The sequence below is a fragment of the Stenotrophomonas sepilia genome, from assembly GCF_003244875.1.
GTDB classification, from domain to species: domain Bacteria; phylum Pseudomonadota; class Gammaproteobacteria; order Xanthomonadales; family Xanthomonadaceae; genus Stenotrophomonas; species Stenotrophomonas sepilia.
The window spans coordinates 1-20870 of sequence record NZ_LXXZ01000109.1; the positions used below are offsets into that span (position 1 = coordinate 1).

Annotated in this window: 17 protein-coding genes and 1 pseudogene; 14 read left to right on the forward strand and 4 right to left on the reverse strand. The window is 67.6% G+C overall.

What is annotated here, in order from left to right; translation table 11 throughout:
• Positions 1-318 precede the first annotated feature (318 nt).
• The 4 genes from A7X97_RS20835 to ubiM all read left to right on the forward strand — a co-directional run bounded on the left by A7X97_RS20835 (position 319) and on the right by ubiM (position 3746).
• On the forward strand, positions 319-1482 hold the full coding sequence (locus A7X97_RS20835) for a COG3904 family protein (protein ID WP_061479514.1): 1164 nt from the start codon (positions 319-321) through the stop codon (positions 1480-1482).
• A 59-nt stretch (positions 1483-1541) separates the two neighbouring features.
• Complete coding sequence (locus tag A7X97_RS20840; RefSeq protein WP_111008395.1) at positions 1542-2087, forward strand: DUF4019 domain-containing protein; 546 nt, start codon at positions 1542-1544, stop codon at positions 2085-2087.
• Positions 2088-2098: 11 nt separating this feature from the next.
• Positions 2099-2488, forward strand: a complete 390-nt coding sequence (locus tag A7X97_RS20845) for an MAPEG family protein (RefSeq protein ID WP_072166838.1) — start codon at positions 2099-2101, stop codon at positions 2486-2488.
• A 79-nt stretch (positions 2489-2567) separates the two neighbouring features.
• On the forward strand, positions 2568-3746 hold the full coding sequence (gene ubiM / locus A7X97_RS20850) for a 5-demethoxyubiquinol-8 5-hydroxylase UbiM (protein ID WP_088496920.1): 1179 nt from the start codon (positions 2568-2570) through the stop codon (positions 3744-3746).
• An 11-nt stretch (positions 3747-3757) separates the two neighbouring features.
• Here the strand turns inward: ubiM and A7X97_RS20855 are convergent, their stop codons facing one another.
• Positions 3758-3979, reverse strand: coding sequence for an RNA-binding S4 domain-containing protein (locus A7X97_RS20855; RefSeq protein WP_014036469.1), 222 nt, complete (start codon positions 3977-3979; stop codon positions 3758-3760).
• 268 nt (positions 3980-4247) lie between these two features.
• On the opposite strand from A7X97_RS20855, the gene A7X97_RS20860 reads away from it, so the two are divergent.
• The 6 genes and pseudogenes from A7X97_RS20860 to A7X97_RS20885 all read left to right on the forward strand — a co-directional run bounded on the left by A7X97_RS20860 (position 4248) and on the right by A7X97_RS20885 (position 13850).
• Positions 4248-6194: a DEAD/DEAH box helicase gene (locus A7X97_RS20860; protein ID WP_053497041.1), complete on the forward strand. Its 1947-nt coding sequence runs from the start codon at positions 4248-4250 to the stop codon at positions 6192-6194.
• Between the two features lie 218 nt (positions 6195-6412).
• The gene (locus A7X97_RS20865) at positions 6413-8836 is read left to right on the forward strand and encodes a putative bifunctional diguanylate cyclase/phosphodiesterase (RefSeq protein WP_111008396.1); all 2424 of its coding nucleotides are present in this window, start codon (positions 6413-6415) and stop codon (positions 8834-8836) included.
• 108 nt (positions 8837-8944) lie between these two features.
• Complete coding sequence (locus tag A7X97_RS20870) at positions 8945-10609, forward strand: sensor domain-containing diguanylate cyclase (protein WP_111008397.1); 1665 nt, start codon at positions 8945-8947, stop codon at positions 10607-10609.
• A 34-nt stretch (positions 10610-10643) separates the two neighbouring features.
• Positions 10644-11366: a pseudouridine synthase gene (locus A7X97_RS20875; RefSeq protein ID WP_019659152.1), complete on the forward strand. Its 723-nt coding sequence runs from the start codon at positions 10644-10646 to the stop codon at positions 11364-11366.
• A 134-nt stretch (positions 11367-11500) separates the two neighbouring features.
• Positions 11501-12571 (forward strand): sensor domain-containing diguanylate cyclase, encoded by a 1071-nt coding sequence (locus A7X97_RS20880; RefSeq protein WP_111008398.1) that lies wholly within the window; start codon positions 11501-11503, stop codon positions 12569-12571.
• Positions 12572-12688: 117 nt separating this feature from the next.
• Positions 12689-13850 (forward strand): annotated as a pseudogene (locus tag A7X97_RS20885) (AAA family ATPase).
• 30 nt (positions 13851-13880) lie between these two features.
• On the opposite strand, the gene A7X97_RS20890 reads toward A7X97_RS20885, so the two are convergent.
• Positions 13881-14828 carry a DMT family transporter gene (locus A7X97_RS20890; RefSeq protein ID WP_005415820.1) on the reverse strand — a complete coding sequence of 316 codons (948 nt, stop codon included), beginning with the start codon at positions 14826-14828 and terminating at the stop codon, positions 13881-13883.
• Positions 14829-14907: 79 nt separating this feature from the next.
• Here A7X97_RS20890 and A7X97_RS20895 point away from each other — a divergent pair, with 79 nt between their 5' ends.
• Complete coding sequence (locus tag A7X97_RS20895) at positions 14908-15522, forward strand: Pr6Pr family membrane protein (protein WP_072166832.1); 615 nt, start codon at positions 14908-14910, stop codon at positions 15520-15522.
• Here A7X97_RS20895 and A7X97_RS20900 read toward each other — a convergent pair.
• The gene (locus A7X97_RS20900; protein WP_111008399.1) at positions 15443-16315 is read right to left on the reverse strand and encodes a DUF72 domain-containing protein; all 873 of its coding nucleotides are present in this window, start codon (positions 16313-16315) and stop codon (positions 15443-15445) included. The two genes, A7X97_RS20895 and A7X97_RS20900, sit on opposite strands and share 80 nt — an antisense overlap.
• Positions 16312-16755 carry a VOC family protein gene (locus A7X97_RS20905; RefSeq protein WP_049417273.1) on the reverse strand — a complete coding sequence of 148 codons (444 nt, stop codon included), beginning with the start codon at positions 16753-16755 and terminating at the stop codon, positions 16312-16314. The genes A7X97_RS20900 and A7X97_RS20905 overlap by 4 nt, the downstream gene beginning before the upstream one ends.
• A 110-nt stretch (positions 16756-16865) precedes the next feature.
• Here A7X97_RS20905 and A7X97_RS20910 point away from each other — a divergent pair, with 110 nt between their 5' ends.
• From A7X97_RS20910 to A7X97_RS20920, 3 genes are all read left to right on the forward strand, one after another.
• Positions 16866-18428 (forward strand): serine hydrolase, encoded by a 1563-nt coding sequence (locus tag A7X97_RS20910; RefSeq protein ID WP_088496926.1) that lies wholly within the window; start codon positions 16866-16868, stop codon positions 18426-18428.
• A gap of 155 nt (positions 18429-18583) precedes the next feature.
• A complete protein-coding gene (smrA, locus tag A7X97_RS20915) occupies positions 18584-20416 on the forward strand; it encodes a multidrug efflux ABC transporter SmrA (RefSeq protein ID WP_111008400.1) in 1833 nt (610 codons plus the stop codon).
• Between the two features lie 180 nt (positions 20417-20596).
• Entirely contained in the window at positions 20597-20833 is a 237-nt protein-coding gene (locus tag A7X97_RS20920) for a hypothetical protein (protein WP_088496928.1), read from the forward strand.
• Positions 20834-20870: the final 37 nt, after the last annotated feature.

A 20870-nucleotide genomic window follows, 5' to 3' on the forward strand; every position in this document is an offset into this window, starting at 1 on the left:
TTGCGAAGCAGTGCTTCGCAAACAAAGCGCCCTCACCCATGTAAGCTCGGTCGCGCCATCCATGGCGCTCACGCCCCTGCCACCGGATCCACCCCGCCTTCGACAGTTTCCCGCGGCCTGCCGGAAGGGCATCCCGCTCTGGTAGGTGTCGACCTTGGTCGACACGGTAGATCCACGCCATGCGTGGATGGGGTGGTGGAAGACGCTGTAATGAAATGGATGGAACCAGGGGGTCAGAAGGGGTTCAGTGCCACGCGCTGAATGCGTCCCCCGGACGGGTAGACTGTGGCTCCTGCTCACGTGAAGACTGGTTGCCCGATGTCCGCCAAACGCCGCTGGTTGCCCCTGTTGTGCCTGGCCCTGGCGGGCTGCAGCCAGCTGGAAAATCCAGGCAATGTGACCGCTGCTGACAAGGCTGCGCGGGCGCCGGCCAGCGATGGCGAGAACATGGTGTCGATCAATGCGGCCGATGCACCGCCACCGCCAGCGCCGCCGCGCAGCCAGGCGGATCGGCCGTGGCCGCAGGCGCAGCTTGAGAATGGCCGTGCCTGGGTCAGCTGCAGCACGGAATATGCTGGCGATGCCGGCGACGGTGTCGAGCTGGAAGGCCTGCAGCGCGAGCAGATCACCCAGGCGCTGGCGCCGTGCGCCGAGCGCGGCCTGATGCGCGTGCGTTACGCCGGCAAGATCAATCCGGGCTTCGCCGAGATGATGTGGCGACTGGCCGTGGTTGCTGACGAGCAGAAGATCCACAAGCGCATCCTCGATCTGGATTCCAGCGGCGGCCAGGTGGAATCGGCGATCGTTGCCGGTGACAGCATCGGTGAATCCGGCTGGACCATCTGGGTGCGCGAAGGCTCGATCTGCCATAGCGCCTGCGTGTTCGTGCTGGCCGCCGGCGACAACCGCCTGCTGTCGGGCAAGGTCGGCATCCACCGCATGATGCGCATCAGCTCCAAGGCCACCTCGCGCGCCGAGCTCAACCGCGAGCTGCACGAGGTCTACGACAACGTGAAGGACTACCTGCAACGCAACGGCGTGGCGGTCGGTGTGGCCGATCTGATGATGACCGTGCCCAACCGCAGCCTGCGCCTGCTGACTCCGGACGAACTGCGCCAGTACGGTCTGGATGGCACCAATGCGGTGCAGGACGATCTGGAACGGATCAAGCAGATGCGTGCCTGCGGCGACGATTTCGTGCAGCGCAAGGACGCCTTCCTGGTCGCCTTCGACCAGCAGTGCAAGCGCGAAGGCGCCGACATGGAGTCGATCAACAGCTGCGGCCAGGCGTTGAAGCAGCGCTTCGGCTTCCCGGACGCGGTCTGCCCCGACGAAAGCCCGCTGTCGGAGATCGATGTGGCGACGCTGCCACCAGCGCCGCCGGAGCCGCCGCCGGTGGCCGAACAGGCGCCAGCAGAGACCGGCACGCCGGCCGCGCAGGCCGATGCGGCGGCGGTGGAAGGCAACGCCCACGCGCGCTGACGAACCGCTCACTGCGCTGGCGTAGACTGCGGTCCTTTCCTCCAGAACCGGCGGTGTCCATGAAGCGCGTGCTCCTGCTGCTGTCCCTGCTGCCCCTGACTGCGTTGGCGCAGGTACCTGCGCCGGCCACGTCGGCACCGGCACCCGCGCGCCCGGCCCCGGCATCGCCGGCGGCCGCGAAGCCCGCCACTGCAGGTGCCCCGGCGTTGACCGCTGCGCAGCAGGCCCAGGTGCAGAAGCAGGACGCGGAAATGGGCGCGGCTGCGTTGAAGGCGGCACAGCTGGTCGATGCCAACCGCGCCGGCGAATTGTGGGATGGCGCTTCGGCCGTCGCGCGCCGTGCGGTGCCGAAGGCCACCTTCGTCAGCCAGTTGGCCGCCGAGCGCACGCGCCTCGGTGCGCTGGCCGGGCGTGGCCAGCCGACCATCACCCGGGTCAAGTACAGCCCCGGCGCCGCAGTGCCGGAAGGGCTGTACATCAACGTCAGCTTCCCGACCCGTTTCGCCAACAGCGCGCAGCCGGTGCGCGAGCTGGTCTCGTTCCGCTTCGACGAAGACCAGGTCTGGCGCCTGGCCGGTTACAGCCTGCGCGCGTCGGCGCCCTGAGGAGATGAACGATGGCAACTGAGCTGACGATGCTGGCCTGGTCGGTGCTGCTGGGCTTCGTCTACATCTTCGCCACCTCCACCGTGGTCACCCGCGAGCGCGGGATGAAGTGGAATGCCTCGGCACGGGATGGCAATTCAAAGCCGCTCAGCCCGCTGGCCGGCCGCCTGCAGCGTGCGCAGTCCAACTTCCTGGAAACCTTCCCGTTCTTCGCCGCTGCCGCCATCGCAGTGGTCGTGGCCGGGCGCAGCAACGACACCACGGCGCTGGCTGCGCAGGCCTACGTCTGGGCGCGTGTGGTCTACCTGCCGCTGTATGCCGCGGGCGTGCCCTACGTGCGCAGCCTGGTCTGGCTCGTATCGCTGCTGTCGATCCTGGCGCTCGTGTTCGCACTTCTGTAAGTCGGCCTGATCCAGATCAAGGCCGCTCAGGCGCGCGGCGCTATGCTGGCCCGGACTGAATCAACGGCAGGAGGCGCGCATGCGCAGGATGGACGTGGTGGTGGTCGGCGCCGGACCGGCGGGCCTGTGCTTCGCGCGCGCGCTGGCCGGCAGTGGCCTGCAGGTCGGGCTGGTCGAAGTGCAGCCGCGCCAGGCCCTGGCCGACGCCGCCTTCGATGGCCGCGAGATCGCGCTGACCCATGCCTCGCGGCAGAGCATGGAGCAACTGGGGCTGTGGCAGCGGCTGCCGCAGGCCGAAGTCGCCGAGCTGCGCGATGCCAGGGTGATGAACGGCGGCTCGCCGTTCGCGTTGACCTTCGCCAGCAGCCAGGTTGATGGCCAGCCGCTGGGCTGGCTGGTGCCCAACCATCTGATCCGCCGCGCCGCCTGGGACGCCGTGCAGGGCCAGGATGGGCTGGAGCTGTTCGACGGGCGCAAGGTGCTGGGCGTGCAGGCCGATGCGCAGGGCCAGGTGGTCAGACTCGATGACGGCAGTCAACTGCACGCGCGCCTGCTGGTCGCGGCTGACAGCCGCTTCTCCGCCACCCGCCGCATGCTTGGCATCGGTGCGCAGATGCGCGACTTCGGCAAGTCGATGCTGGTATGCCGCATGCAGGTCGAGCGCGACCATCACCATACGGCCTGGGAGTGGTTCGCCTACGGCCGCACCATGGCGCTGCTGCCGCTCAACGAGGGCCAGGCATCGGCGGTGATCACGCTGCCGCCGCGGCAGATCGAAGAACTGCTGGCGATGGACGAGGTGGCTTTCGGTGAGGCCATCAGTGCCTGCTTCGAGCATCGGCTGGGCCGCATGCAGCCGGTGGCCACACCGCAGGCGTATCCGCTGGTGGGGGTGTACGCGCACCGTTTCGTCCGCGAGCGTTCCGCGCTGATCGGCGATGCCGCGGTGGGCATGCACCCGGTCACCGCGCACGGCTTCAATCTGGGACTGGCCAGCGCACAGCGGCTGGCACAGGGCATCGTCGCGCAGCAGCGGCGCGGTGCCGACATTGCCGCCGCCGGCATGCTGGCCAGCTACCAGCGCGGTCATCGGTTGGCGTCGCGGCCGCTGTACGAGGCCACCAACGCGATCGCCAGCCTGTACACCGACGATCGTCGCCCGGCACGCCTGCTGCGGGCCGCGGGCCTGCGCCTGGCGCAGGGCGTGGCGCCGTTCAGGCAGCTGATCGCCTCGCACCTGACCCAGCGCGTGGCCTGAACACCCTCGGATCAGCCAGCGGCCAGCACGCGGATCTGGCTGTCGGCGAACTCGACCACCTGGCCTGCGCGGATCTTGCAGGCCTTGCGCAGTTCGACTTCGCCGTCGACCCGCACCTGGCCCTCGCTGATGACCATCTTGGCCTCGCCGCCGCTGGTGACCAGGTCGGCCAGCTTCAACAGCTGCTTGAGTTCGACGTAGTCGCCGTCGAGGTCGAATTCGAGAATCTGCATGGAGCGAGGGGTCCTGGAAAGAGGGCGCAGGCCAGCGGCCGGGCCGGGGAGAGGGCGCGTATTGTGCGCCAGCACGGGGCACGACGGCACGCGCATGGAAAGCTGTACGCCTCGTTCAGGATCAATGCGGTATCATTCCGCTCTGAGCGAGTGAAATCTCCTCCGACCGAGCAGCGCCAGGGCACGCGATAAGAAGGGCGCCCAAAGCGCGGACCATCACCCTTTTTATCGCACTGCCAGGAAGACGGCAGTGCCTTCGGAGTTCCCCATGTCCCAAGATTCCCAAGCGCCGCTGCAGTTCGCGCAGCTCGGCCTGTCCGAGCCCGTGATGCAGGCGGTCACCGCCATCGGCTACGAAACCCCGTCGCCGATCCAGGCCGCCACCATCCCGGCGATGCTGGAAGGCCGCGACGTGCTGGGCCAGGCCCAGACCGGTACCGGCAAGACCGCTGCGTTCGCACTGCCGGTACTGTCCAACATCGACCTGCAGCAGATCAAGCCCCAGGCCCTGATCCTGGCGCCGACCCGCGAACTGGCCATCCAGGTTGCCGAGGCATTCCAGTCCTATTCGTCGAAGATCCCGGGCTTCCGCGTGCTGCCAGTGTACGGCGGCCAGCCGTACGGCCAGCAGCTGTCGGCCCTGCGCCGTGGCGTGCACATCGTGGTCGGTACTCCCGGCCGCGTGATCGATCACCTGGACCGCAGCACCCTGGACCTGTCCGAGCTGAAGACCCTGGTGCTGGACGAAGCCGATGAAATGCTGCGCATGGGCTTCATCGACGATGTCGAAGCCGTGCTGAAGAAGCTGCCGGAGCAGCGCCAGGTGGCCCTGTTCTCGGCCACCATGCCGCCGCAGATCCGCCGCATCGCGCAGACCTACCTGCAGGACCCGGTGGAAGTGACCATCGCGGCCAAGACCACCACCTCGGCCAACATCCGCCAGCGCTACTGGTGGGTGAGCGGCATGCACAAGCTGGACGCGCTGACCCGCATCCTGGAAGTCGAGCCGTTCGACGCGATGATCATCTTCGCGCGCACCAAGGCCGGCACCGAAGAACTGGCCAGCAAGCTGCAGGCGCGTGGCCTGGCCGCTGCCGCCATCAACGGTGACATGCAGCAGGCCCAGCGCGAGCGCACCATTGCCATGCTGAAGGAAGGCAAGCTGGACATCCTGGTCGCCACCGACGTGGCCGCCCGCGGCCTGGACGTGGAGCGCATCAGCCACGTGCTGAACTACGACATCCCGTACGACACCGAGAGCTACGTGCACCGCATCGGCCGTACCGGCCGTGCCGGCCGCAGCGGCGAGGCGATCCTGTTCGCCACCCCGCGCGAGAAGGGCATGCTGCGCCAGATCGAGCGTGCCACCCGCCAGCCGATCGAAGAGATGCAGCTGCCGAGCGTGGAAGCGGTCAACGACACCCGCATCAACAAGTTCACCTCGCGTATCAGCGAAACGCTCGGCGCCGGCGGCCTGGACTTCTACCGCCAGCTGCTGGAGCGCTTCGAGAACGAGCAGAACGTGCCGGCCATCGAGATCGCCGCCGCGCTGGCCAGGATGCTGCAGGGCGATACCCCGTTCCTGCTGCAGCCGCCGGTGCGTGCCCCGCGTGAAGAGCGCGCGCCGCGCGAGCGCTTCGACCGTGGCGACCGCCCGGAGCGTGGCGATCGCTTCGACCGCAACGAGCGGGGGCCGCGCTTCGAGCGTGGCCCGCGTCGCGACGACGCCGAAGGTGGTTTCGAGCCGCGTCCGCGCCGCGAGGTTCCGCCGCGTGGTGCGCCGGAGCAGGGCATGGAGACCTACCGCATTTCGGTGGGCCACCAGCACGGCGTGAAGCCGGCCAACATCGTCGGCGCCATCGCCAACGAAGCCGGCCTGGAAAGCCGTTTCATCGGCCGCATCGACATCCACGACGACTTCTCGCTGCTGGACCTGCCGGCACAGATGCCGCCGGACGTGCTTTCGCACCTGCAGAAGGTGTGGGTGTCCGGCCAGCAGCTGCAGATGCGACCGCTGGCGGCCGGTGAAGAGATCAACCCGGCCCCGCGTCCGTTCAAGCCGCGCTTCGACAAGCGTGGTCCGGGCGGCCCCGGTGGCCCGCGTCGTGGTGGTCCGGGTGGTCCGGGTGGCCATGGGGGCGACCGCGGCGGTGACCGCGACAGCCGCCCGCCACGTCGTGATGGCTTCAAGCCGCGCGGCCCGCGCAGCTTCTAAGCCGCACCCACAGCCGTCCAGAGCGACGCCGGCCCCCGGGCCGGCGTACAGGAAAAGGGGACGGAGGGGATTAAGTCGTCTATGGCAGGCCATGCGCTTATGCCGAAAATGACTTAATCCCCTCCGTCCCCTTTTTCGCACGGTCAACACATTGCCGGTCATAGGCTGGTCCGGTTCCAAAGGAGGTTGTCACCGCAGCACATTCGGGGGGATCCGGGATGGGTAGGAGTGGCACGGACCAACAGAGCCGGCGGGTGCCGATGACCCGGGGGCTGGGACTGCGATTTGCGTTGTTGACCGGCATGGCGATCGGACTGGTCGCACTGTCGGCGTTGATCCAGGAACTGCAGGCGGCCTCCACCGCCTGGATCGCCGGCCAGGGGTACTGGTCGCGCGGTCAGCAGGATGCGACCGCCGCGCTCAGTCGCTACCTGGCGCGCGGTGATGCCCAGGACCTGGACGATGCACGCCAGGCCCTGCAGGTGCCGTTGGGCGATCTGCAGGCGCGCTTGGCGCTGGAACAGGCGGAGCCTGACGAAGAGAAGGCCCGGCAGGGCTTCCTGCAGGGGGGCAACGCGCACGCCGACATTCCGCGCCTGGTGTTTTCGTTCCGCTACGCGCGCGATATCGGTGCCTTCCGCGAAGCGACCGCGTTATGGCGGCAGACCGACGGGGACCTGATGGCGCTGCAGCGCCTGGTCGATGAGTTGCAGCGGCGGCACGACGGCGGCCTGGTGCCCGTTGCCGCACGCGACCACTACCTGCAGCAGCTGCGTGACCTGGACCAGCGGATGAAGGTGCAGAGCCAGGCGTTCTCGCAGGCGCTGTTGCGGATGGCGACGCTGGTGAGGCTGGCCACGCTGATGGTCGCGGGCCTGTCGGTGCTGGCGATCAGCCTGATGGCGGTGGCCCTGGCGCGCCGCGTCGGCAAGGACCTGACCGAACACGAGAGCCGCTTCCGCGCAGCGTTCTACCAGGCCAACGTCGGCATGCTCAAGCTCGATACCGAAGGCAAGGTGATCGAGGCCAACCAGGCGATGGCCGATATCCTCGACCATCGTCGTGACATGCTGCTGCAGCTGTCGCTGGCTGACCTGCTGATGGACGGCGAGCTGGTCATTGATGGGGTGGGGCGCATCGATTGGGACCGCCAGCTGCGCCCGAGCGAGCTGCGCTTCCGCCGTCGTGATGGCAGCCTGGTCTGGGGCCGCTGGAGCGGCACCGGTGTGCGCAGCGCCGGCGGCGGCCTGTCAGTGTTCGCGATCATCGAAGACGTCAGCCAGAACCATGCACTGGCGCGCGAGATCGAGCACCACGCCAGCCATGACCCGCTGACCGGCCTGATCAACCGGCGCGAGATCGAGCGCCTGCTGGAACGCGCACTGCTGCAGGTGCGCAGCGAAGGTGGCACGCACGCGCTGTGCTACATCAACCTGGACCATTTCAAGCTGGTCAATGACAGCTTCGGCCATGCCGCCGGCGACCAGATGCTGCGCAGCTTCGCCGATTACCTGGTGGCGGCGGTGCGCGATGGTGACTGGGTGGGCCGGCTGGGTGCGGACGAGTTCGCGGTGTTCCTCGCCCATGCCGGGCAGGACGAGGCCAAGCGCGTGCTGCAGCGGGTGATCCGCAATCTGGGGCAGGCGACGTTCCCGGTCAGCGAGGGCAGCCCGCAGTTGAGCTGCAGCATCGGCGTGGTCGAGGTCAGCGCCGATGCACCGGATGTGAACTGGTTGATGAGCGCCGCCGACAGTGCCTGCTATGCGGCCAAGCAGGCCGGGCGCAACCGCGTGCACTGCTTCAACGAGAACCGCATGGCGTTGGAGGAACGGCGCCGGGAAGCCGAGCGGCTGCAGGGCGTCAGCCTGGCCATGGCCGAGAACCGCATGGTGCTGTATGCGCAGCGCATCGCCCGCATCGGCGATCCCACCTACCTGCACTACGAGGTGCTGGTACGCATGCGCGGCAGCGATGGCAGCCTGCACCTGCCGGGCCAGTTCATGCCGGCGGTGGAGCGCTATGGCATGGCCGTGGCGCTGGACCGGCACGTGCTCGGCCTGCTGTTCCGGCACCTGCAGGTGTGCCCGGCGCATGTGCGGCAGCTGGGACTGTGCAACGTCAACGTGTCGGCGCAGTCGATCGCCGAACCCGGCTTCCTCGCCTTCGTCTGCGACCTGCTGGAGCGCAATCGCGCGCTGGCCTCCAAGCTGTGCTTCGAGATCACCGAGACCGCCGCAATCAGCAACCTCAGCCAGGCGCGCGCGTTCATCGATGCGGTGAAGGCGCGCGGCTGCCGGATGGCGCTGGACGATTTCGGCTCCGGGCTGTCCTCGTTCGGCTACCTGCGCCAGCTGCCGGCCGACATCCTGAAGATCGACGGGGCCTTCGTGCGCGACATGGATACCGATCCAGTCAGCCACGCCACCGTGCGCGCGATCAGTGAACTGGGGCGCGAGCTGCAGATGGAGGTGGTGGCCGAATGGGTAGAGACCGCCGAAGTCGCCGCCGCGCTGACCCGGCTTGGGGTGCAGGGCCTGCAGGGCTATGCGGTCGAGCGGCCGCAGCCACTGGAACGGATGACCCTGGCCGACCTGCGGCCGGTGCGTCTGGTGGCCGTGAAAGGTCCTCCCGCCGCAGGTTGAACGCCGTCGGCGACTTTGGTCTACACATGCGTTGCAGCCGCGGCTGCGATAATGCCTGCCAGGGGCGACGCGCAGTGGGCGCGGGCGTAAGCAGGAACAGGACGTGGCGTGGGCGGCAGGCAGTGGCAGTACGGAACAGGGGCGGTGCTGGTCGTGCTGCTGGTGTGGTTGGTCACGCCGTGGCCACTGTGGGCCGCTGCCGTCGAAGTCGGCCGCGATTACCTGCTGGTCGGCGCAGCCACCGATGAACCCACTCCACATCGCGCATGCACGCCGGACATGCTGGCCGGTCACCGGCAGCAGGTGCAGGTGCCTGCGCCGCCGGGCGGCTGGTCGGGGCAACCGCAGGCCCTGGACGTGTTCAATGTGTTCGCTGGCGAAGTCCGCGTGCAGTATGGCGATCGCGAGATCTGCGGCAACATGCACGATGCCCGTACCCGAGACTCACGCTTCCGCGCAGGCATCGGGCTGGTGGCGGTGCCGCAAGCGGGCAGTCACGATCCATTCCTGGTGTCGTGGCAGACGCCGTTGAAGGCGCGTTGGGTACCCACCCTTCGGCTGGGCGCGCCCAGTCCCGTGCAGCAGAACGATACCGCCCGCCTGCTGGTGCGCGCGGCCTGCATCGCCGTGGCGATCGCACTGGCGTTGTCGGCACTGATGGCCTTCCTCACCACCCGCGACCGCAGTTTCCTGGTCTACATCGCCGGTACCACCGTGCTGGTGCTTTGGCAGGCCATCCTCGGTGGCCTCAGCGGCTATCCGGAACCCTGGTTGCCGGTGGGCGAGCGCGGTGCCTGGTGGCTGCTGGTGTTGACTGCGGCCACGCAGGCCCTGGTGCTGCCGGCGCTGTGGCGGCTGAATGGCGGTGATCGCCTGTTGCCGCGTTCGCGTCCGTTCCAGCTGCTGGCGCTTTGGGGATTGCTGGTGTTGGCTGCACTGGTGCCCTGGCTGCCATGGGACAGCCTGGCCTGGGTGGCGCAGGGCCTGCAGGTGTCCTATCTGCTGGGCTGTGGCCTGGCGTTGATGGCAGGGGTGTGGGCACGGCTGCGCGGTGACCGCTGGGCGCAGGCGGGGCTGGCGGCGCTGGCGCCGATGCTGGTGTTGATCCTGGCCGACGCCTGCCGCGCGGCGTGGTTGCTGGAATACCGCGTGGAGGCCCTGCAGCTGGCGGTGACCTGGCTGCTGATGATGGCCGCCTACGCACTGAACCAGCGGCTGGGTCGGCTGCGCCAGCAGCGCGATGAACTGTGCCAGCTGGCCGAGACCGATGGCCTGACCGGCCTGCCCAACCGCCGTGCCGGCCTGCAGCAGCTGGCCCGCCACCTGGAGCGGGTTGACCGCGAACGTGGCCCGCTGGTGATCGGCTTCCTCGATATCGATCTGTTCAAGGACATCAATGACCGCCATGGCCACGCCGTGGGGGACCAGGTGCTGGTGGCGGTGGCGCGTGCATTGCGTGCCGCGGTACGCAGCCAGGACCAGGTAGTGCGGATGGGCGGCGAAGAGTTCCTGCTGCTGATGCCGGGCATGCCGCGGGAGGCGGCGTCGGCGCGCCTGGATCGCCTGCGCCGGCACATCACGGAGGCGGCCCGGGCGCTGCAGGTGCCCGGCCTGGAGGTCACCGCCAGCATCGGCCTGGCGCAGTGGCGGCCGGGCGAGGACGATCTCGCCGCGCTGCTGCGCCGGGCCGACCATGCCATGTACGTGGCCAAGCGTGCCGGCCGCAACCGGGTGTTCGACGGCGAAGAACTCGATCCACCCGGCCTGGCATGAAGCGCGGCGGGCGGCGATGCCGGATAATAGGGCGATGACCACCCGACTCAACAAACACATCGCCGACACCGGCTTCTGCTCCCGCCGCGAGGCCGATCGCCTGATCGCCGCCCGCCGGGTCACCGTCAACGGCCATCCGGCCGGCACCGGCGCGGTGGTGGGCGAGGAAGACCAGGTGCTGGTGGATGGCCAGCCACTGCGCGCGCGCGTGGCCCGCAAGCCCGGCGCCCGCCGCCACGTCTACATCGCGCTGAACAAGCCGGTCGGCGTCACCTGCACCACCGAGACGTCGGTCAAGGGCAACATCGTCGACTTCGTCGGCCATGAACAGCGCATCTTCCCGATCGGCCGCCTCGACAAGGACTCCGAAGGCCTGATCCTGATGACCAGCAACGGCGACATCGTCAACCAGATCCTGCGTGCCGAGAATGGCCACCAGAAGGAGTACCTGGTGGCGGTCAACAAGCCGGTCACCGATGAGTTCCTGCGCGGCATGGCGCGTGGTGTGCGCATCCACGACCAGATGACGCTGCCATGCAAGACTTCGCGCATCGCCAAGTTCGGTTTCCGCATCACCCTGCAGCAGGGCCTGAACCGGCAGATCCGCCTGATGGCCGCCGAGTTCGGCTATCGCGTGACCCAGCTGCGCCGCGTGCGCATCGACAACATCAAGATTGGCGCGCTGAAGCCGGGCCAGTGGCGCAACCTGACCGAGCAGGAGCTGCAGGGCCTGCTGCCGAAGCAGCTGGACTGGTAGTGCCCGCCGCTGGCCGGCTGCAATGGGCGCGCGAGGTATCCGGGATGCCGGCCAACGGCCGGCACGACCTGCCATGCGGATTGCGCACCGGCTTCCGCTAGACTTCGCGGTGACCTGCCGGAACGTGACGTTGCATGATCAAGCCCGACAAGCCCGCCAACGAAGCCCTTCGGCTCGAGGCGCTGTACCGCTACCGCATCCTCGATTCGGAGCGTGAAAAATCCTTCGACGACCTGGTGGTGATCGCCAAGGCGGTCTGCGGCACCTCGATGGCGGCGGTGACCCTGATCGATGTCGAACGGCAATGGTTCAAGTCGATCCAGGGCATCGATGCGGCGGAAAACCTGCGCAGCGAATCGATGTGTGGCCATGCCATCCTGCAGCCGCAGCAGATCATGGTGGTCGAGGATGCGCTGCAGGATGTGCGCTTCCACGACAATCCGGTGGTGGTCGGCGATCCGCACATCCGCTTCTATGCCGGCGCGCCGCTGATCAGCTCCGACGGCTTGCCGCTGGGTACGCTGTGCGTGTTCGACGCACAGCCGCAACACCTGGCCAGCGACAAGGCCGAGGCGCTGGCCGCACTGTCGCGGCAGGTGATGCTGGTGATGGAGTTGCGCCGTTTCGCGCTCGACATCCAGAACCACATGCTGGAACGCGATGATTATGAGCGCCTGCTGTCGGAGTACCACGACGTGCTGCTGGCGCAGAACGCCGACCTGGCCGAGCAGAGCCGCACTGATGCGCTGACCGGCCTGCCGGACCGCCGCGCGATGGCAGCGGCGCTGGACGAGGCCGTGGCGATGACCGGGGAGCAGCCCGCTGAGGCCTGCGTTGCGCTGCTGGACATCGATCATTTCAAGCACATCAACGACTTCCAGGGCCACGCCACCGGCGACCGCGTGCTGGCCGAACTGGGCGCGCTGCTGCGGTCGCACTTTGCCGGCCGTGGCATGGCGGCGCGCTATGGCGGCGAGGAGTTCGTGGCAGTGATGCCCGCAACCGACCTGCGCACCGCCGAACTTCAGTGCGAGTTCCTGCGCCTGGCCGTGGCCGACCTGCCACTGGGCTTCCCGGTCACGATCAGTATCGGCATCGCCCAGCACCAGCCCGGTGAAAGCGTGGACGACACGCTGGCACGTGCCGACAAGGCGCTGTACCGGGCCAAGGGCAATGGCCGCAACCGGGTGGAAGTGGCGGGCTGAAGCGCCCCGTCCGGTAGATCCACGCCATGCGTGGATGCTCTTCCCGATTCACATCGCGTCGCAGCGCCTGCGATCAAGAGCGGGCAGCATGACGCCCTGTTTTCCCGGAAGCCGACCATGTTGCAGACCCTGGCCATCGCCCACTATCGCTCGCTGCACGGGTTGGTATTGCCGCTGCAGCAGTTGAATGTGGTGACCGGCGACAATGGCAGTGGCAAGTCCAGCCTCTACCGCGCGCTGCGCCTGCTGGCCGAGACCGCGCAGGGCGGCGTCGCGGCGGTGCTGGCCCGCGAAGGTGGGCTGGGCTCGGCGCTGTGGGCGGGCCCGGAAAAAATAGACCGTCGGGTTGCTGCCGGCGAAATCCCCTTGCAGGGCGGCCCACGCCAGGAATCGGTGGGATTGAAGCTCGGCTTCACCACCGACGAATTCGGCTACGCCATCGATCTCGGCTACCCGCCGCCCAGCCGTTCGGCGTTTGCGCTGGACCCGCAGATCAAGGCCGAGGCGATCTGGGCGGGGCCGTTCCTGCGCAGCGCCAACCAGCTGGTCGATCGTCGCGGGGGGGATGGTGCGGCAGCGCCATGCGCGCGGTTGGGATCTGGTGGATGACCGGTTGTCGCTGTTCGACAGCCTGTTCACCCAGGTCGGCGATCCGCAGCGCATGCCCGAAACGATCACCCTGCGTGAGTACATCCGTTGCTGGCGCTTCTATGACCATTTCCGCAGCGATGGCGATGCCCCGGCGCGGCAACCGGCGATGGCCACGCGCACGCCGGTGCTGCATCACGATGGCCGGGACCTGGCGGCGGCCTGGGTGACCATCCTCGAGATCGGCGACCCGGTTGCGTTGGCACGCAGCGTCGACGACGCGTTCCCGGGCGCCACGGTCGATTTCGAGGCGCTGGATGGACGCCTGGCGCTGCGCTTCCACCAACCTGGGTTGCTGCGGCCATTGTCGATGGCCGAGCTCTCCGACGGCACGCTGCGCTTCCTGCTGCTGGCGGCGGCGCTGCACACACCACGCCCACCGCCGCTGATGGTGCTCAACGAACCGGAGACCAGCCTGCACCCGGACCTGCTGCCGGCGCTGGCGCGGCTCATCATCGCAGCCAGTGCGCGCAGCCAGGTATGGGTGGTGTCGCACGCCAGCCGGCTGATCGCGGCGTTGGAACAGGCGCCAGGGTGCCATTCGCTGCATCTGTACAAGGAACAGGGCCGCACGCTGTTGAGCGGGCAGGGCCTGCTGGATGCGCCGGCCTGGCATTGGCCGCAGCGCTGATGCGGCCATCCACGCCATGCGTGGATGCACTCAATCGGCGATGTTGCGCGCTTCGGCCGTGCCGAGGATTTCCGGATGCTGCACCGGCTTGCGGCGGTTCAGCAGCGGATGCAGGAACACCGCGCCGACGATGATCGCCACGCCCAGGTAGAACCACGGGGTGACTTCGTGCTGCTCGCGCAGCAGCACCACCGCCAGTACCACCGCATAGACCGGCTCCAGGTTGGTCACCAGCTGCACCGTGTAGGCGCTCAGGTGGCGCAGTGCGACCAGGGCCAGGGCGAACGGCAGCAGCGTGCAGAATCCGGCCAGCACCAGCAGCAGGATCCCGTCGTGCAGATTCGGGACCACCCACAGCGGGCTGGCCAGCGCCGGCAGCAGATAGGGCATCAGCGGCGCCAGCAGGGTCAGTGTGAGGGTGCCGGCACCCAGCTCCAGCGCGGTGACCGTGAGCGGATCGGCATGGCTGACCATGCGCTTGTTGAGCGAACCGAACACCGCCACCAGCAGCGCCGAGATCGCGCCGATCAACACACCCAGGCGCATGCCATCGGGCACGCCACCGACCACCAGCGCAACACCCGGCAGCACCGCCAGGCCAAACGCCAGCTCACGCAGCTGGAACGGCCGCTTGGCCACCCACGGCTCGATGATCGAGGTGAACACCGGTGCCAGTGCGATGCAGGTGGCAGCCACCGAGGCATTGGCCAGCTTCACCGCGCCGTAGAACGTCAGCCAGTGCAGGGCGACCAGCGCGCCGATACCGGCGTAGCCGGCGACCAGCCGCGGGGGCAGGGTGCGCAACCCGCGCCAGACCCGCGGCAGCAGGGCCAGCATCGCCGTCACCAGCAGCATGCGCCACCACACCAGCGGCAGTGCGGGCAGGGTGATCAGCTTGCCGAGGATGGCCGTGATGCCCCACAGCAGGACACAGAAATGGATCTGCCACAGCGCTTTGCGGGTGTCGGGTGTGCTCATCGGCCTATTGTGAGGCAATCGTATGGTCGCCGGCGACGCCTGTGGCATGCTCGCTGAAACTCCTCAGGGGAACCCTGCAATGGCTGCCAACCGCTCCGCCCTGCGTGCATGGGCAGCACTGACTGCACTGGTGGCCGCCACCGCCTTGCTGCTGCAATACCTGTTGCTGCTACGCGGCCCCGGGGCGGCTGCCGGGGTCGGCATGGCGACACTGCGCTTCGTTGGTTACTTCACGATTCTCAGCAACCTGGCGGTGTGCCTGGGATGCGTCAGGCTGATCCGTGCGGGTGTGCTGGACACGACTGTCGCCGCGGTGATCGCGTTGTGCATCGGGGTGACCGCGTGCATCTACGTGCTGGCGTTGCAGGGGCTGTGGCAGCCCACCGGGCTGCAATGGTGGGTCGATGCCGGCCTGCACTACGCTGTGCCGGCGCTGTATCTGCTGGGGTGGTGGTGGCTGCTGCCGCATGGGGCGCTGCGCTGGCGCGCGCTGGGCGGTGTGCTGCTGGTACCACTGGTCTACCTCGGCTGGGCGATGCTGGTCGCTGCAATGACCGGACAGGCGCCGTATCCGTTCCTCGAACTGCAACGCCTGGGGCTGGCGGCCTTCCTGCTCAACGTGCTGCGCGTTGCGGGCGTGTTCGTGGTGGGGTGGACCCTGCTGTGGGGGCTGGACCGCTGGCGCCGTCGATGAGGCGCTGCAGGGCCATCGCTGCGGCCGGGTTGCGGGCCTTGCCGGCACCGATGCACAGCAGGTAGACCTCGCGCGGGGTTTCCGGGGCGGGCGCGGCCAGGCAGGGCAGGTCGTCCACCGGCTCGCCGCGTGACCAGCGTCGTGCGCGTTCAGCCCAACGCTGCTGCACGGACGCAGGCAGGCCCTCGTTCAAGCGGGCCTGGCTGCGCTTGATCCGCGCGTAGACGAAGCCCGCACTGACATCGCCATGCAATGGCGCCTCGTCGCTGTCCTCGATCACCAGCGCCACGCCGTGGCGGCGCGCGGCGGCGACCAGAGCCGGTCCATGTGCCTCGGCGTTGCGCACTTCCAGAGCGTGCTGCAACGGCACGCCCTCGAGCTGCTTCGGCAGCTGCGCCATCAGCGCTTCCAATGCATCGGCGTCGGCCGGATGGTACGGATCGAACTGCCACAGCAGCGGGCCGAGCCGGTCACCGAGCGCAAGTGCCGCCTGCAGGAACGGCGTGGCCGCTTCCACGGTGCTGGCCAGGTCGCGGCGCTGCACCAGGTAGCGTGGCGCCTTCATCGAGAAACGGAAGCCTTCCGGCGTCTGCGCGGCCCACTGCGCGCACTGGGCCGCAGTCGGCGTGCGGTAGAAGGTGCCGTTGATCTCGATGCAGCGCAGGGCGCGGCTGGCATGGGCCAGTTCCTCGCGCTGCGGCAGTCCCACCGGATAGAACATGCCGCCGCGCCACTCGGGAAATACCCAGCCGCCAATACCGCAGCGGATCGCCATCTGGCCGGCAGCGGTCACTGGCTGTGGTCCTCGCGCCAGGGGTCGTAGCTGCCGAACCACCACAGGTAGCCTTCAGGATCGGCACAGGCATAGCCGCGGCCGCCGTAGTCCTGGTCGGCAATGTCGATGACGATGCGCGCTCCAGCCGCCTTGGCCCGCGCATAGTGCGCATCGACATCGGTGACGATCACGCAGGCACTCTGGGTCTGGCGGCCGCCGACTTCTCCGGGCAGGACCGCGTGTTCGCTCCACGCGCTCTGGTTGTTGGCCGAGCCGAGCATGATCATGCCGTTGCCGAAGGTGAGCTGGGCATGGAAAACCGTATCGCCATCGGCATACACGGCCTGGGCATGGAAGCCGAAGGCCCGTTGCAGCCAGTCGATGGCGGCCAGCGCGTCGCGGTAGCGCAGGCACGGAATGATGGTGGAGCCGTTGCTTGGTTGGCCGTTGCCGCCCATGACACCCCTCCTATGGCACGGGGCAGGGTGCATCGGCGACCGTTACCATCCTGCGAAACCCCGGTGACGGCCTGCACATGGCCGCTACCCCTGTTCGGAGATGGTGCTCGATGAAAACCTGGATCGGAGGAGCCGTGCTGCTGGCGTGCACGACCATGGCCAATGCGGCGACCCCGCAGCAGCTGCAGGACCTGGATGCGACCGTCGAGCGCGTGCGCACGCAGTTCGACGTGCCCGGCATCGCCGTGGCCGTGGTCAAGGACGGCCAGGTGGTGCTGGAACGTGGCTGGGGCGTGCGCGAGCAGGGCAAGCCGGAACCGGTGCAGGCCGACACCCTGTTTGCCATCGCTTCCAATACCAAGGCGTTCACCGCCACCTCGCTGAACCTGCTGGCCGAGGACGGCAAGCTGAAGATGGATGACAAGGTGATCGACCACCTGCCGTCGTTCCGCATGTCCGATCCGTTCGTGACCGGGCAGATGACGATCCGCGACCTGCTGTCGCATCGCAGCGGGCTGAGCCTGGGCGCCGGTGACCTGCTGTTCTGGCCGGCTACCTCCTACAGCAACGCCGAAGTGGTGGAGCGACTGGGCAGGGTGCCGCTGAAGGGCGGCTTCCGCGAAAGCTATGCCTACGACAATATCCTGTACGCGGTCGCCCAACAGGTGATCGAGCGCGTGTCCGGCATGAGCTACCAGCAGTTCCTGCAGACGCGCATCTTCGACAAGGTGGGGATGGCCGGCACGCGCTACAACGCCGACCACCTGAAGCCAGGTGACAAGGCGGCGGTCGGCCACGCCAAGTACGATTTCAAGGACCTGCGCACCGTTGCACCGCTGACCTGGTCGAACAATGCCGGCGCCGGTGGCATCTATTCCAGCGCGCACGACATGGCGCGCTGGATGCAGGTGCAGCTGGCAGAAGGCAAGCTGGCTGACGGCACGCCGTTGTTCAGCGAGAAGAGCCAGCAGCAGATGTGGCGGATGATCACCCCGCAGTCGATCCCGGCGCCGAGCGTGCCGGAGCTGGCACCGGCGCGGGCCAACTTCGCCGGCTATGGCGAAGGCTGGAGCCTGAGCGACTACCGCGGGCAGAAGCTGGTCTGGCACACCGGTGGCTGGCCGGGCATGGTCTCGCGGTTGACCCTGGTGCCAGGCGAGAAGCTGGGCGTGGTGGTGCTGACCAACCAGGAAGTGGGTGCGGCGTTCAATGCGATCACCCTGAGCGTGCTTGACGCTTACCTGGGCGGAGAAAAGCACGATTGGGTGGACGCCTATGCCAAGGCCGTGGCCAAGGGTCAGGACAAGGCCGACGAGGCCTGGGCCAAGCACCAGAGCGCACGCGACAAGGGCAGCAGGCCATCGCTGGCGCTGGCCGGCTACACCGGCAGCTTCCGTGACCGCTGGTATGGCGACATGCAGATCAGCGCCGAAGGCAAGGGTCTGCGCCTGCGCTTTGCGAAGACCGCGCAGCTGAGCGGGCGCCTGGAGCACTGGCAGCACGACACCTTCATCGTGCGCTGGGACGACCGTTCGCTCAACGCCGACGCCTTCGTGAACTTCAGCCTGGACCCGGACGGCAAGGTACGCGAGGTGCGCATGCAGCCGATTTCCGACCTGACCGATTTCAGTTTCGATTTCCAGGACCTGCTGTTCACCCCGGTCAAAGAATGAGGGTAGCGCCGGCCGCTGGCCGGCAACCTCATGATCCCTGGAAACGTCGCGAGGTTGCCGGCCGGCGGCCGGCACTACCGGCGCCACGGCATCGTCGGCCGGCGTACACATCCGGCGTGGGATACTCCGCCGGCTATTGATGGCGAGGGAATGCGATGTTCCGTTGGTTTGAATCCCTGATCCCGGTTTTCCCGCCCGTGGATGGGCGCATGCCACCGCGCAAGGTGCTGCCGTTCTACCTGCACTACCTGCGCCCGGTCTGGCCGGTGCTGCTGGCGACCCTGATTGCCGGCCTGCTGCTGGCGCTGGTGGAAGTGGCCATGTTCGACTACCTGGGCCGCATCGTCGACATGGTCGCCGAGCAGCCCGGTGCCGATTTCTTCAAGCGCCACGCCAATGAACTGGGCTGGATGCTGTTCATCACGGTCATCGCGCGGCCGATCCTGGTGGGCCTGCACAACCTGCTGGTCAACCAGGCGATCGTGCCCGGCCTGAGCAACCGCTCGCGCTGGCTGATGCACAACTACGTGGTTCGGCAGAGCCTGAGCTTCTTCCAGAACGACTTCGCCGGCAGTGTCGCCAACCGGGTCATGCAGACCGGTACCTCGCTGCGCGAGTCGGCGGTACAGATGGTCGATTCGCTCTGGTACATCGTGGTCTATACCGGCACGGCGCTGTACCTGTTCGCGCAGGCGGACTGGCGGTTGATGGTGCCGCTGGTCCTGTGGCTGCTCGCCTATGCGGTGATCATGGTCTACTTCGTGCCGCGCGCGAAGGAACGGGCCTGGATTGCGTCCGAAGCGCGCTCCAAGGCAATGGGCCGCATCGTCGATGGCTACACCAACATTCTCACGCTGAAGCTGTTCGCCCATGGCGGGCGCGAGCAGGCCTACGTGGCCGAGTCGATCCAGGAACTGGCGGTCAAGCACCGCGCGCAGACCCGGGTGACCACCGGCATGGACCTGACCATCGCCATCGTCAACGGTTTCCTGATTGCCGGTACCTGTGGGCTCGCGCTGTGGCTGTGGAATGGTGGCCATATCACCGTGGGCGCGATCACCCTGGCGACCGGCCTGGTGATCCGCATCCACAACATGTCCGGCTGGATCATGTGGACCATCAACGGCATTTTCGAGGACATCGGCACGGTGCAGGATGGCATCACCACCATCGCCCAGCCGCTGACCGTGCAGGACCGCGGGGACGCGGTGCCGCTGCAGGTGACCCGCGGTGGCGTGCAGTTCCAGGACATCCACTTCCATTACGGCAAGAAGGGCGGCGTGATCGCCGGCCTCGACCTGGTGGTGAAGCCGGGCGAGAAGATCGGCCTGGTCGGTCCTTCCGGTGCCGGCAAGTCGACCCTGGTGAACGTGCTGCTGCGCCTGTACGACCTGGAAAGCGGCCGCATCCTGATCGACGGCCAGGACATCGCCTACGTCACCCAGGAAAGCCTGCGCCAGCAGATCGGCGTGGTCACCCAGGACACTTCGCTGCTGCATCGCTCGATCCGCGACAACCTGCTGTACGGCCGCCCCGATGCGACCGAGGAGCAGCTGCGTGCTGCCGTAGCCAAGGCGCGTGCCGAGGCCTTCATCGATACGCTGGTGGACGGGCAGGGGCGCCGTGGCTACGACGCGCATGTCGGCGAGCGCGGCGTGAAGCTGTCCGGTGGCCAGCGCCAGCGCATCGCCATTGCCCGCGTGCTGCTGAAGGATGCGCCGATCCTGGTGCTGGACGAAGCGACCTCGGCACTGGACTCGGAAGTCGAAGCGGCGATCCAGGACAGCCTGGATGAGCTGATGGGCGGCAAGACGGTGATCGCAATCGCGCACCGGTTGTCGACCATCGCGCGCATGGACCGGCTGGTGGTGATGGACCAGGGCCGCATCGTCGAGACCGGCAGCCATGCCGAACTGATTGCGGCCGGTGGCCTGTACGCGCGCTTGTGGGCGCGACAGACCGGTGGTTTCGTGGCTGCGGAGCAGTGATTGCTTCAAGGCTTTTTGAACGGGGCACGGAGGCGGAGCCCAGGCAACTGCTTCGACGCATCGAGATCTGATGCGGACGTAAAGCGCCACGCTGTGGTGCAATCCGCGCGTTGCTTTTGCACAACTGACGCTAGATGTTCGGCTCGTCTTTCGTCCTCAATTCAGCGGGAGGGAGTGGAAATGAGAATCACGGATTTCCTGGTGATGGACGGTGAGGGTGACCAGATCCCTGCTGATCCGCATGGCCACCATGTGGCTTTCAACTGTTTCGAGTGCGGATATCCGGTCGTGGCTGGCTCATTGGAAAACGAGCGTGGCAGTGATGAGGATTGTCCTGCAGCGTGTCGTGGTTGTGGTGCCGAGTACTTCGTGGATCTGCGGCTGGGCTCAAAGAAAATGTACATCCATCTGCTCTGACCCGGCAGCAGCCCAAGCCGGGGCGAACAAAGAAAGC

Coding starts and splice junctions, on each gene's coding strand:
- A7X97_RS20835 (WP_061479514.1), top strand. CDS start 319: ATGTCCGCCAAACGCCGCTGGTTGCCCCTGTTGTGCCTGGCCCTGGCG.
- A7X97_RS20840 (WP_111008395.1), top strand. CDS start 1,542: ATGAAGCGCGTGCTCCTGCTGCTGTCCCTGCTGCCCCTGACTGCGTTG.
- A7X97_RS20845 (WP_072166838.1), top strand. CDS start 2,099: ATGGCAACTGAGCTGACGATGCTGGCCTGGTCGGTGCTGCTGGGCTTC.
- ubiM (WP_088496920.1), top strand. CDS start 2,568: ATGCGCAGGATGGACGTGGTGGTGGTCGGCGCCGGACCGGCGGGCCTG.
- A7X97_RS20855 (WP_014036469.1), bottom strand. CDS start 3,979: ATGCAGATTCTCGAATTCGACCTCGACGGCGACTACGTCGAACTCAAG.
- A7X97_RS20860 (WP_053497041.1), top strand. CDS start 4,248: ATGTCCCAAGATTCCCAAGCGCCGCTGCAGTTCGCGCAGCTCGGCCTG.
- A7X97_RS20865 (WP_111008396.1), top strand. CDS start 6,413: ATGGGTAGGAGTGGCACGGACCAACAGAGCCGGCGGGTGCCGATGACC.
- A7X97_RS20875 (WP_019659152.1), top strand. CDS start 10,644: ATGACCACCCGACTCAACAAACACATCGCCGACACCGGCTTCTGCTCC.
- A7X97_RS20880 (WP_111008398.1), top strand. CDS start 11,501: ATGATCAAGCCCGACAAGCCCGCCAACGAAGCCCTTCGGCTCGAGGCG.
- A7X97_RS20890 (WP_005415820.1), bottom strand. CDS start 14,828: ATGAGCACACCCGACACCCGCAAAGCGCTGTGGCAGATCCATTTCTGT.
- A7X97_RS20895 (WP_072166832.1), top strand. CDS start 14,908: ATGGCTGCCAACCGCTCCGCCCTGCGTGCATGGGCAGCACTGACTGCA.
- A7X97_RS20905 (WP_049417273.1), bottom strand. CDS start 16,755: ATGGGCGGCAACGGCCAACCAAGCAACGGCTCCACCATCATTCCGTGC.
- A7X97_RS20910 (WP_088496926.1), top strand. CDS start 16,866: ATGAAAACCTGGATCGGAGGAGCCGTGCTGCTGGCGTGCACGACCATG.
- smrA (WP_111008400.1), top strand. CDS start 18,584: ATGTTCCGTTGGTTTGAATCCCTGATCCCGGTTTTCCCGCCCGTGGAT.
- A7X97_RS20920 (WP_088496928.1), top strand. CDS start 20,597: ATGAGAATCACGGATTTCCTGGTGATGGACGGTGAGGGTGACCAGATC.